Annotated in this window: 9 protein-coding genes; 4 read left to right on the top strand and 5 right to left on the bottom strand. The window is 38.0% G+C overall.

Annotated features, from left to right (window positions below; genetic code table 11):
- The first annotated feature begins 2 nt into the window (after positions 1-2).
- The 4 genes from H5084_RS06445 to dauA all read left to right on the top strand — a co-directional run bounded on the left by H5084_RS06445 (position 3) and on the right by dauA (position 6929).
- Positions 3-1916 carry an ABC transporter ATP-binding protein gene (locus tag H5084_RS06445; protein ID WP_182689937.1) on the top strand — a complete coding sequence of 638 codons (1914 nt, stop codon included), beginning with the start codon at positions 3-5 and terminating at the stop codon, positions 1914-1916.
- Between the two features lie 7 nt (positions 1917-1923).
- Entirely contained in the window at positions 1924-3753 is a 1830-nt protein-coding gene (locus tag H5084_RS06440; protein WP_182689936.1) for a DUF3466 family protein, read from the top strand.
- Between the two features lie 273 nt (positions 3754-4026).
- Positions 4027-4992, top strand: coding sequence for a PstS family phosphate ABC transporter substrate-binding protein (locus tag H5084_RS06435; protein ID WP_028869838.1), 966 nt, complete (start codon positions 4027-4029; stop codon positions 4990-4992).
- Between the two features lie 245 nt (positions 4993-5237).
- Positions 5238-6929: a C4-dicarboxylic acid transporter DauA gene (dauA, locus tag H5084_RS06430; RefSeq protein WP_028869839.1), complete on the top strand. Its 1692-nt coding sequence runs from the start codon at positions 5238-5240 to the stop codon at positions 6927-6929.
- A gap of 578 nt (positions 6930-7507) precedes the next feature.
- On the opposite strand, the gene H5084_RS06425 is transcribed toward dauA, so the two are convergent.
- From H5084_RS06425 to H5084_RS06405, 5 genes are all read right to left on the bottom strand, one after another.
- Complete coding sequence (locus H5084_RS06425; protein WP_182689935.1) at positions 7508-7876, bottom strand: DUF202 domain-containing protein; 369 nt, start codon at positions 7874-7876, stop codon at positions 7508-7510.
- Positions 7866-8213 carry a YidH family protein gene (locus H5084_RS06420; protein WP_028869842.1) on the bottom strand — a complete coding sequence of 116 codons (348 nt, stop codon included), beginning with the start codon at positions 8211-8213 and terminating at the stop codon, positions 7866-7868. The genes H5084_RS06425 and H5084_RS06420 overlap by 11 nt, the downstream gene beginning before the upstream one ends.
- A 924-nt stretch (positions 8214-9137) precedes the next feature.
- On the bottom strand, positions 9138-10094 hold the full coding sequence (locus tag H5084_RS06415) for a diguanylate cyclase (protein ID WP_182689934.1): 957 nt from the start codon (positions 10092-10094) through the stop codon (positions 9138-9140).
- The gene (locus H5084_RS06410; protein WP_028869844.1) at positions 10091-11092 is read right to left on the bottom strand and encodes a response regulator; all 1002 of its coding nucleotides are present in this window, start codon (positions 11090-11092) and stop codon (positions 10091-10093) included. The genes H5084_RS06415 and H5084_RS06410 overlap by 4 nt, the downstream gene beginning before the upstream one ends.
- Positions 11093-11371: 279 nt before the next feature.
- The gene (locus H5084_RS06405; RefSeq protein ID WP_182689933.1) at positions 11372-12325 is read right to left on the bottom strand and encodes a tRNA-dihydrouridine synthase; all 954 of its coding nucleotides are present in this window, start codon (positions 12323-12325) and stop codon (positions 11372-11374) included.
- Positions 12326-13009: the final 684 nt, after the last annotated feature.

The raw sequence follows: 13009 nt of genomic DNA, 5'->3' as shown, positions 1-13009 counted from the left end.
CCGTGGCATTATTAACATTACATAACGCAGAACTGGCTTTTGGCGGTGGTGCGTTATTAAATAAATCAAATTTAGTTATTGAACCAAACGAGCGTGTTTGTTTAGTAGGAAGAAACGGTGCCGGTAAATCGACACTGTTAAAAGTCCTTGATGGTCGTATTCAATTAGACGATGGTTCGTTATTAATTAACAACGATGTAAAAATCGCGCGTCTTGAGCAAGATCCACCAACGGCAAGTACCATGAGTGCCTATGACTTTGTGGCATCAGGCATGGAAAATGCGGGTGTGGTGCTGAGTCAATACCATGAACAATTACATATCATTGCTGAAGACTGCAGTGAAAAAGCGATGAATAAATTACAACGCTTACAGGAACAAATTGACCAACTTGATGCGTGGCAATTAGATTCGAAAATTAATCAAATTTTAGACCGTTTAGCCATTGATCCTGAAATCACATTAGATCAATTGTCCGGTGGTTGGTTACGTAAAGTCGCACTGGCTAAAGCGTTAGTGAATGACCCTGATTTATTATTATTAGATGAACCTACTAACCACTTAGACGTTGGAACTATCGAATGGCTTGAGCAATTTTTAATGTCATTCCAAGGTTCTATTGTTTTTATCAGTCATGACCGTGAATTTATTCGTCGTTTAGCAACCCGTATCGTTGATATTGACCGTGGTAAGTTAAGTTCATGGCCAGGTGGTTATGAAGATTACTTAATTGCTAAAGAAGAAGCATTACGTGTTGAAGATGAACAGAATGCAGAATTCGACCGTAAATTAGCTATTGAAGAAACGTGGATCCGTCAAGGTATCAAAGCGCGTCGAACCCGAAATGAAGGCCGAGTACGTGCGCTTAAATCTTTACGACAAGAACGTTCAGAGCGAACTAATGTACAAGGCAAAGCTAAAATTATTGTCGATGAAGCCGCACGCTCAGGCAAAATTATCTTTGAAACTGAAGGTTTAACTTACAGTTACGATGATTTACGTATTGTGCGTGACTTTTCAACAACGATCATGCGTGGTGATAAAATTGCATTAGTGGGGCGAAATGGCTGTGGTAAAAGTACACTACTTAAATTGTTACTGGGTAATCTTGAACCGGATCAAGGAACGGTAAAATGTGGCACTAAGTTAGAAGTAGCTTATTTTGACCAATACCGTGATGCATTAGATCCTGAAAAAACCGTGGTTGATAACCTAGCAGAAGGCAAACAAGAAGTAGAAATCAATGGTAATAAACGCCATGTATTAGGTTATTTACAAGACTTCTTGTTCCACCCAGATCGCGCTCGTACTCCGGTTAAGGCATTATCAGGTGGAGAGAAAAACCGTCTCCTATTAGCAAAAATATTCCTAAAACCAAGTAATTTCTTGATCTTAGATGAACCGACTAATGATCTTGATGTCGAAACGCTGGAGTTATTAGAAGAGTTATTAGCAAATTACCAAGGCACCTTATTATTAGTGAGCCATGACCGTAGTTTTGTTGATAACACAGTAACCCATACATGGTTTTTTGATGGCAATGGTAATATTCAACAATTTGTTGGTGGTTACAGTGATGCTGTGCGTCATAAAGCGCAAAGTGAAGCACCAATCGAAGTGGTTAAAGAAAAAAAATCAGCACCTGCTACTGTTGAAAAAACGGTGTCTAAAGCACCTGCTAAAAAGAAAAAATTGTCATATAAAATTCAACTTGAGTTAGATGGTTTACCCGCTTTACTAGAACAATTAGAAGAGCAAGTAGGTACATTACAAGAAACCATTAATACGCCTGAGTTTTTTACTAAAGATAAAAAAGAAGCCGACCAATTCTTAGCGCTATTAGCTGAAACGGAAGAGAAGCTAGACACCGCTTTTGCACGTTGGGAAGAATTGGACGAGTTACAAAACGGAGAGTAATGTTTACATGAAATACACAAAAAGTATCTCAATTATCGCCCTATTATCTGCAAGCAGTGCTTGGGCCGCGACTACAACACCTTATTATAGTTTTGAAATATTATCTGTTGATACCGATGGCAGTAATATTGGACCATTCCCGTCAGCTATTACTGAAGAAGGTAGTTTATTTGCTGCATACGCTTTCAAAGCGCAATTAGAACAAGATATAGATTTAGGGCTACCTTTTACCTTTAATCAAACCTGTTTTTATGATGATGACGTTTGTGATTCCGTATTTAAAGGTAGTGAGAGTAGTACTGAGTTAAGCTTTGAAAATGCATATCAAGCTTGGCGTAATGCAATGTTTGATATTGATGCTGGAAATGCTGACCCAAGTAGTTATTTCTTTGGTGCAACCAGTAATATCAATGTTGAAGGTTTTGGCAGCGATACCGATGTTAAAGTGACTGATGTTGTAGATTCTAGTTTATTAAGTCGCAGTTTTGCTGTCGGATATGGCTCTGCGCCTTACGCATCAGATGCCGCACGTGATTTTGTTCGTCGTGGTTTTATCACTGATGCGAGTACTAGTACTGCATCTGTTTCATTGATGCCAGATTTTGATACCGACGGTGGTTTTACTAGCGCGTATAAAATGCGTGATGTGGAATACAGCAATGGCGATAAGAAGACGCTAATTGTAGGTAACAGCAGCAAGTCATTGTCTGGTGGTGATGATGATACTGATAATTTTGACCTTTGTTATAGCAGCGGTGATACCAATGAGGTTGAGACTCTCAATGACCTTGTTTATTGCCCCGGTTTTGATACACAAGCTTGGGCTTGGGAGTACGACGGTGCTGGAACTGAAATAACAGGTTTTGCTCTGGCAACCGAGTGGTTAGATGATAATACAACAAACGAAGGCAGTAAGGCGACATACAGTGCAGCAGCGTTAGATATTAATAGTGCGGGTATTGCGGTTGGTGTTTCATCATTTGAATATAGTGATAGTGATCTAGGCGCGCGTCAACGTGCGATCATCATGACCCCTAGCGACGATGGCGTTTATGGGGAGCCAACAGTAATTACTTCAGCAACAGATGAAAGTTATGATGCAAGTGGTGATTATGATGATGAAGATACTTACTATAACTCATGGGCTCAAACGATTACTGACGATAATATCGTAATGGGTAATCGACAATACTCATCATCTAAAAATGTAAATAAACCTGTTGAAATGTTTATTTATAATATCGACAATAACAGCATTGATTTCCCTCTGTTAAATAAAAAAATATTATCGACTAAACAACGTTTAGCAGGCGATAGTAGTGCTAGAGACGGTGCGAACAGTAGAGGTTATGATATGAATAACAGTGGTCTGATTGTCGGTAAAGCCGATGCTTATGACCAAATTGGTCCTGTTACTGGTGGTAGCCCTCGTACACAAAGTGCATTTTTATATGATAATACCAGCGGTGATAGTTGGTTCTTAGAGGATTTACTATGTAGCGCGGATGCGAATGGTAAAGTTTCGCACCCATTAATTCGTCTACAAAGTGCAACGGCGATTAATGATAACGGTGTGATCCTGGCTCAAGGTTACCAGTACGATACAATTGACGACTATACTAATAAAGCTAATGCAGGACAGATAATGGTGAAATTAACGCCTGATTTAACCTCTGAGCCGAATAACAGCCCTAACTGTTGGGAGTCTTCAGCGTTAGTTAATAGTGATGCTTCTTACGAGCGTAGCGGTGGCGGTGCAAGTTTTGCGTTATGGTTATTTGCTTTACCGTTGTTACTGACACGTCGCTTCTTTAGAAAAAATAATAAAACAGCATAAATTGAATAGTTAAGTTATATGACGTAATTTCTATAATTTGACTATTTTTTAACTTGTTGATTTAAAGGCTTATTGCAAGAATGTAATAAGCTTTTTTTATTTCTGCCCATAAAAAAATTAATAAAAAATGAATAAAATAATTCACTTGTAATCAAAGTGTCACATTAAAGCTTCATATTAAGCAACATCGCTACCAAGCGTAATGGATATTTTGTTAAATAATTAATGAAATACAAATCAACTAAATTAACTTAGTAGAAAATGGAGTTTTGAATGAAACTTAAAATGTTAGCCGCAGCGGTTACTTTAGGTACTGCATCATTAATGTCGACACCTGTTCTTGCAGCAGACCATACTTTGCCTTCTTACACGAAAGTAAGTGGTATTTCTGGCAACCTTTCATCTGTTGGCTCTGATACTTTAGCAAATATGATGACATTTTGGGCGGAAGAGTTTAAACGCCAATACCCAAATATTAACATTCAAATTCAAGCGGCAGGATCGTCAACTGCGCCACCATCTCTGACTGAAGGTACTTCTCAGTTCGGTCCAATGAGCCGTAAAATGAAGTCTAAAGAAATAGAATCATTCGAAAAGCATTACGGTTATAAACCAACAGAAATTCGCGTAGCGATTGATGCATTAGCCGTATTCGTTAATAAAGATAATCCAATCGAAGGTTTATCAATCAAACAAGTCGATGCTATTTTTTCATCTACTCAAAAATGTGGCAATGATAAAAATGCCACTCGTTGGTCAGATGTTGGCTTGACAGGGAACTGGGCAGATAAAGATATTCAATTATTTGGTCGTAATTCGGTATCAGGCACTTATGGTTACTTTAAATCAAAAGCGTTATGTAAAGGCGATTATAAGAACTCTGTTAATGAACAACCTGGCTCTGCATCAGTGGTTCAGTCTGTAGCCTCTTCTTTAAACTCTATCGGTTACTCTGGTATTGGTTATAAAGTGGCGGGTGTTAAAGCAGTTGCGTTGTCTAAGAAAGGCGGACCATTCGTTGAAGCAACAATGGAAAATGCAATTAGCGGTAAATACCCGTTATCTCGTTTCCTATACGTTTATGTTAATAAGCATCCAAACAAACCACTTTCACCGCTGCAAGCTGAGTTCATTAAACTAATGTTATCTGAGCAAGGTCAAGGTATTGTGAAAAAAGATGGTTACATACCACTACCAGTCGCTGTAGTAGAAAAAGAACTTGCTAAACTAGGTCTTTAATTTCCTAGTAAAGTCCCAGTAAATAAAGTAATAAAAAACAGCGCTTTTTAGCGCTGTTTTTGTTTCTGCTGTAACAGTGTTGTTCAGGCTATATAATACCAACTCTGCTAGCTAACTGCATAATTTAGTCTTTACTTTAAAGGTAATAATTCAGTTAAACTTCTATTTTTTTATGAATTATTGAGAAATGTAAGATGAAAGAGTAAGATCGAATTTTATCGTTAGAGCCTATAAGTGAGCACATCTTGTTTTCTGCATTAAAAAAATCTATTTCGAGCAAACCGACACTTTTTGATATTCAAGCAAATGTATTAGCGGGGTTAGCCGTAGGCGTTATTGCCTTACCACTCTCTATGGCATTAGCTATTGCCAGTGGTGTCCCCCCCCAACATGGATTATATACCGCTATTATTTCCGGCCTTTTTATTGCTGTTTGTGGTGGCTCAAAAGTAAATATATCAGGACCTACAGCTGCCTTTGTGGTTGTCTTGTTACCAATTGTTCATCAATTTGGAATCGGTGGATTGTTAATTAGTGGGTTTATGGCGGGTATCTTTTTAATTTTGATGGGGGTAGGTAAGCTTGGAAAGCTGATTGAGATTGTTCCTTACCCAGTCATTATTGGATTTACAGCGGGTATTGGGGTTGTTATAGGTACATTGCAAATAAAAGATTTTTTAGGGCTGAGCATTGCATCATTTGAAGGGGATTATCTTGATAAACTCTCTTTAATCATCTCTTCATTACCGACGATCAATTTTCAAGAATTTTTCATCGGTGGGCTTACCATTGTCATTTTGTTATTGTGGCCACGAGTACACTCAAAAGTGCCAGGCCATCTGATTGCACTGCTTGTTGGTTCTCTTACTGCTTGGGGAATTCAATATTTTTATGCGGACTTTTCCGTTGCGACTATTGGCAGTCGCTTTCACTATGATATAAACGGCATAACCGGTGATGGTATCCCCGCCATTTTACCTGCTTTTGAATGGCCATGGAATTTACCCAATGCAGATGGCCAGCCAATTGGTATCAGCTTTGATCTTATCAAAATGCTATTACCGTCTGCGATCACTATTGCGATTTTAGGCTCGCTTGAGTCTTTGTTATGTGCAGTAGTCGCTGACGGAATGTCAGGCAAGAAACATAACCCCAATGATGAACTTATCGGTCAAGGTATTGGTAACATGATTGCTCCATTGTTTGGTGGTATTCCAGCAACCGCTGCGATAGCGCGTACGGCGGCAAATATCAAAGCAGGCGGTACGATTCCTTTAGCTGCTGTCGTTCATGGTTTATTTATTCTTGGCTCAATACTCGCATTGACACCTTTGTTAGCTTATATACCCATGGCATCGATGGCGGCTTTACTATTAGTCGTTGCATGGAATATGAGTGAAGCGAAACATTTTATCCGCACGGTTAAAGTTGCACCTAAAGATGATGTTATTGTACTTATTTTATGTTTTGTTCTGACGGTACTGTTTGATATGACTATTGCAGTAGCCGTTGGAATTGGATTAGCTGCTATGTTGTTTATTCGCCGAAGCATTACTCTGACAGATACCTCGCGAGTGGAGAAAGATCATGAAGTTTATGATGATCTCTCAGACAGCATTGTTATCTATGATATTAACGGTTCATTATTTTTTGGGTCAGCACAAAAAGCATTACAAAGCATTTCAATTGTCACACCCAACCTTCGCGTTATCATACTCGATATGTCGGAAGTCACTATGCTGGATATGAGTGCTATTATTGCAATTGAATCGATTAAAGAAAGTCTTGATAAACAGCAGATAGGCTTAGTGATTAATAATCTGCAGCCGCGTATGGTGTTGAAATTACGACGTGCTGGTATTCGCTTTAAACCACGTAAATTACAATTCTCTCGAACACTTAAAGATGGGATTGCAATTGCACGTAATATGCATTGATGCGGTAACTACGGATTATAAACCTTATGAAAACTAGATGCTTGCCTCTCGGTGGGCTCTTTGTACCAATAGCCTAAAATCAATGCATGTTGATTGGCTAGAAAAGATGGCGAGTAGAATTTATGTTAATCGATTTTTCTCATGCGATACAGCCATGAAGATTGGTTTTAATATTAAGTGGATGCGTTATTTTAAGGTCTATTTTGAAGTCGTTCTTTGAGGTAATCACTGAATAACTTACTACCTGTACTTAACCTCCCGAGAAAACGCATTCTGCACACAAACATTACTCCAAACACCATGTTGGGTGGGGTATAAATCAGTAAAAAAACTCACACCAAGAGCGGGGTGTATGAGGCCATTAGCTTGTAAGCAATTATTGATTTTTTATGTTTAGCGTATTTTTTGAAGTTGCTGAGTTTTCTGGATACAATTTATATTTTTCTAAATAGCAGTAATAAGTACAGTCTAAATTACAGATCGAGAAAGTTGGTTTGGCCATGACATGACAGCGACTATTTATCTTACCCCTCTGTTTCACCAATTACTTATTGAACAATTCATCTGACGTAATTTATCTAGATCAGATACGATTCAAATATACGATTATAACTAGACATAATGATTGATAATGCAAATACAAGCGCACTAAAAATGATAGCAAAACAGATCATTTTTTTAACTATTACTGAGCCGTAAGAAGTGAGTACAGTACTTTTCACATCGAACAAATTGCGTTGATAGGCATAGATGCAAACACCAATATTACAAAGCAATAAAATAATACTGCCTGCGACTAAAATTAGGTCATTTTTAACGAACCCTAATCTTAAAAATAACATCGAAACACCGACGATTAAAAATAGCGTTCGATACCATGATAATGAGGTTCTTTCGGGTTGTAACCCAGGGTCGTCATGGCGTCTTGCTATACGGCTAGATGGCATTGCTAATCATCAATATTATGGCGCAAGCGATGAGAGTCATGAAAATACTCACCAAACGCAAAATTTTAGTGTATGGCAGGTCTGTATTTTGGCGCATTGCTTTTTCATTTGCGACCCAACGTAAATAAGCATAAAGCGCTAACAAAGCTGCAAATAAACACAAAGCCAAAGAAAGCATTTCTCTGATTGCTGGCGACGCTAAATTGGGCGCTAATTGATCTAAACCAATCGCCGCAGCTAAAAACGCGAGTGAGGTTCTGATCCATGCCAAAAAAGTACGTTCATTGGCTAATGAGAAGCGATAGTCAGGGGCATTGCCTTGTTTGATCCATTTCATAATATTACTCGAGTCATAATAAACACATTATTAAAATATATTTTATATGCCTAAGTTTTATCTGGACTTCACTTGGGCATAAATTAAATAGTCGTTTAGAACTTTTGTTTTTTATCTTCGACTTTGATACCTTAAGTGGGCATGTCAGTATCATCATCTCGTACTACGTTAGAGAATCCATCGCGTGGTTTGGGTCTAAAAGGCCCATTCAATGTGCTTCAAGCCCTTTTCGCCATGGTCTAATTGCCCATTAATAGCTTCGGAAAGGGAGTTCATATAGGCTAATAAAGTATCATGTATTTAGTCTCGAATCACTTCATGTTTTGGTGATGCAATAAGATTGTTTAACTCATCGGGGGCATTTTTTCTATCGTATAGTTCATCGCTTGTGAGCAAATGAATCACTAATTTGTAATCGTGATTAATACCAGCTCAGCTAACTAACTGATCAATTTTACTGGTTAAAAGGAACTATTTTTGTATTAAAAGTTTTGTAAGGAGATCAACATTTACGGCAACTTTTACCTTAAACTAGCTCCTTTTTTCCTGCGTAATATTTGATCATTAAATTAACGGAATATGGTATAAGTTAGAAACGTTTTTTTCTTAATAGACAAGAAAAACTATAACGTTAATCAAGTTTCTATTGAGCTGAATTTTTATGAACAATTTCACTTTAGTAAAAGTTTCAAGAAAACTCACCATCAGAGGTAATACAAGGAAGTGAAAGGCTGCGGGTTAATAGAACTGACTATCTACCAATCAATAACAACTAGTTTGTACCGATTCAGTTATACCAACTTAGTTAGTGACAATCTAGTTATACCGATAATGCTTCTGAACAAGATAAAAAATGACAGCATTTAATACTCATTTTAAATGCTGTCATTTAGTCACAGTCTCTAAATTATCTGATCGATAAGACTAGTGGACACTAAATCCGACTTGATTTCGACCATTATTTTTGGCCAAGTACAAACCTAACTCGGCCATTTTAATCCAAGCCTCGAAGTCTTCAATACTATCCGTTATTTGTGCAATACCTAAACTGACGGTGACCTTAACTTTTTTTCCATCACAGTCAAAATGCATTGCTTCAATAGCGGCACGTATGCGTTCAGCGGCAACTTTTGCACCCGCTAGGTCAGTATCAACTAATAAAAGTGAAAACTCTTCACCGCCAACACGACCGACAATATCTGTCTCTCGTTGATTTTGACGTAAACTTTCTGCGACGCCTTTGATCACTTGATCACCAAAAGGGTGCCCGTAGGTATCATTAATCTTTTTAAAATGATCAATATTTAACGTCACCATCGATGTTTTGTGGTGCGCCCGCTGATGGCGTTTAAATTCAATTTTACACCTTTCTTGCCAGTAGCTTTGATTAATCAGTTGTGTTAATCCATCTGTATGGCTTAAATGTTCAAGCTTGTGGTTCGCTTCTTGCAAAGCTTGTCGATTTAATGCCACATCGGTTACATCGTAAATAATCATACATATTTGTGTGACTGTACCAACTATGTCGGTTAAGGGTAAAAAGGTTACATTTTGATACATAAATTCAGCATTGCTGGTAATCGGTCGATAACTTTTGAATTTAAATAAATAAGGGCGTTGTTCCCAGGTAGTAAACGCTTTATTTTTTAATAAACAAACACTGTTCACTTTTTGTTGTAACCAGTCCTCAGGGATGCTGGTAAACACATCGGTTATTTTTTTATCAACCATGTGCGCAGTTAATAAACCAGAATGATTTTCCATGAAACCATTCCATACTTTGACATTGAAGTCTTTATCGATGATCACTAGCCCTACATCTATGTTATGAACCATATCAATGAGCCAGTGGATATCTTTTAATTCTATGTTTGCACTCATTGGTCTAAGAGGTATCCTATTTTATGTTGAATGACTTTAATCGACTCTTCAGTGAATAAAAGTAACAGGTCACATTTAATGTCGTGATCTTGAATTCTGTAGCTGACCTCGATAGTTAATGTTTTCTGCCAATCTTTTTGACGACTTTTAATCAAATCTTCGACTTTTCCATGTTGCCCTAACACGCTAGGTTGACCTTGGCTAAAGTGAATATCTAACTGCTCAGCTAAGCCATTCAAAAATGCACCTACCAGAATATTAGAAATATCGTTCATCACTTCCAACTCTAAATGATCACAGATCATATTTTCATATTTGAGCAGTTTCGTCATCTCATCAAAATTTGAGTCATGGAAAATAACAATTGCTTCACCGCTGATCCCAGAGCTAATAAATCCCTGTGTGACGGCAGAAACAGCATTATCTTTAGCTATATTCGTGAGGGCCATGTGCAACTCACTACTTTCAAAGGTATTTACATTGGGGATAGGTAATAAGATGAAAACATCTAATAGTCGGCCTAATAAGTCACCGGCTCGGCCCATTGCAATATTAGATACTTCTTGCAATACATCTCGAACACTCACTTTTTCTAGGCTTTCAGGGCTTGTAAGTGAATTATGGCTACCTGGTTTATAAATGCCATATTGTTCCAGAATGGTCATTAATTTAACATTGTTGATCGGTTTTTCTATGAAATCAATCGCACCTAGTTCTTTTACTCGGCGATGTGCTTCCGGTTGAATATCACCGGAGATAACAATCACAATCGCGGGTAGATCATCTCGCTGAATCTCTTCTAAAACTTGGTAACCATCCATGATCGGCATATTCAAATCAAGAAATACAATATCTCCCTTTTTTTGACGAATAGTTTCTAAGCCAATTTTGCCATTCTCAGCAAAATTGACAGTAATATCCCAATCTTTGGGTAATGAGCGAGCAATTTGTTTCCTGGCTAATGCAGAATCATCACAGATTAAAATGGGTAAGGGCATATTATTCCTATTATATGTCATCGGTACAAGACTAGCGAAGTTGTAAAGCAAATGTAACTAAGCTAACAGCGCCTACAATTATTCTTACTGCAACAAGGGTAGGCTAATAATGACAAAATAGAACTGATTTTGAATGCTTTTTTTAAATTTATTACGGGTTGGATTAAAATATCATTAATTTATGTGAAGATAGATGTCGATATAGTTGTTAATAGGGCTAATTTACTGGGTGTAGCGATTTATTTTAATCAATCAATGGATGTACTTTTAAACGCCTACTTAGATAGCTAATTCAGTGTGTTGCGCTTGTTGTAAAGCGAGTAACATTTCATTTGGCTGACGGATTGCACGCACTGATTGTAAAAAAGGATCCGCTTGATGATGCTGTAACTTCATAAACATCAACCACTGTTTAATACGACTTGGCATAAATTTTTCTTTATCTTCAATTTCGCGTAGCCATTGAAAATACTGCTCCATCACCTGTAAATTTTGTAACCAGGAATAGGGCGCCTCAGTACCTTTTAACACATTCGCAAGGTTGGGCACTGCCAGAGAACCACGCCCAATCATTAAATGGTCGCAACCACTGATTTCAATACAACGTAGTGCATCCTCAAAACTAAAGATATCACCATTCGCAATCACTGGAATATCGATTGATTGTTTAATTTTTTTTATCCAATGCCAATGCGCGGGTGGTTTATAACCTTCCTCTTTGGTACGCGCATGAACCGCTAACTCGCTAGCTCCTGCTTCTGCAATGGCTTGCGCATTTTCAATCGCTAAGCTTTTATCCGCATACCCTAAACGAATTTTGGCACTAACAATATGTTCACTAGGTACTGCATCACGTACTGCCTTAACGATTTGATGTAAAGCTTCAGGGTCTTTTAATAACACTGCACCACCGCGACTTTTATTAACTGTTTTAGCCGGACAACCAAAGTTTAAATCAATCCCCTCTGAGCCTAACTTAATCGCTCGAAAAGCATTTTCAGCTAAACACGCAGGATCTTGTCCAAGCAATTGCACACGCACAGGTGTACCAGATTCGGTACGACTAGCATTGCGTAATTCAGGGCATAAACGATAAAATACACGAGAAGGTAAGGGTAATTCGACAACACGTACAAACTCGGTCACGCAACGGTCAATACCTCCAATCTGGGTTAAAAATTGGCGCATGTGAAAGTCCATCACACCTTCCATTGGGGCAAGCGTTATATGCATTATTTTTCTCAGTTTATTAGGGAGGCAGGATTATACCCGCTCTGTTTATTTAAGCAAAAGCAAAAAGCAATTAACGACCAAGGGCGGGTGACCGAAGAAATTAGGTAAAAAACGTTAGAAATAATGTTTTGTGTTTTTAAAATCACAAGCAAAAGCATTTAACCACGAAGGCACGAATGGTGGAGAAGGTTAGGTCAAAATCATTACTATTATTAAACAGCATTTAAAGTTTATATTTATTCACTGGTTTTTGTTTCGCTTTTCTTCGTGCTCTCTGTGCAGCATAGCGGCTTCGTGGTTGCTTTGTGTTTTTAAGATCCCAAGCAAAAGCATTTAACTACGAAGGCACGAAGGGTGAAGAAGGTTAGGTCAAAATCTATGTAAGTAATAAACATTATTTTTTTAGCTTTCGTCTTTGCTCATTGATGCATCTTGGTGTTTATTTGCAGCGCATTTCGCCCTGACGGCGATCTTCTTTCTCTTATCAGAAGAGAAAGAAGCAAAGAGACTGACACCGAGCATTTTCTTCTCTAAACCAGCTGTTTATTTTAACCGTACCAGCTCTTACGGTACGTCCCTGTACCGAACGAGCTTAAGACAAACGTCCTGTTTGTCTTTACTAAAATAAGCTGTTGGCTTAGGAAAATTTAACGGTGGGATTTTGTTGTTGTGTTTGGGCTAGGG

The sequence above is a fragment of the Psychromonas sp. SR45-3 genome, from assembly GCF_014163575.1.
GTDB classification, from domain to species: Bacteria; Pseudomonadota; Gammaproteobacteria; order Enterobacterales; family Psychromonadaceae; genus Psychromonas; species Psychromonas arctica.
This window is presented reverse-complemented; position numbering and strand designations above follow the sequence as displayed.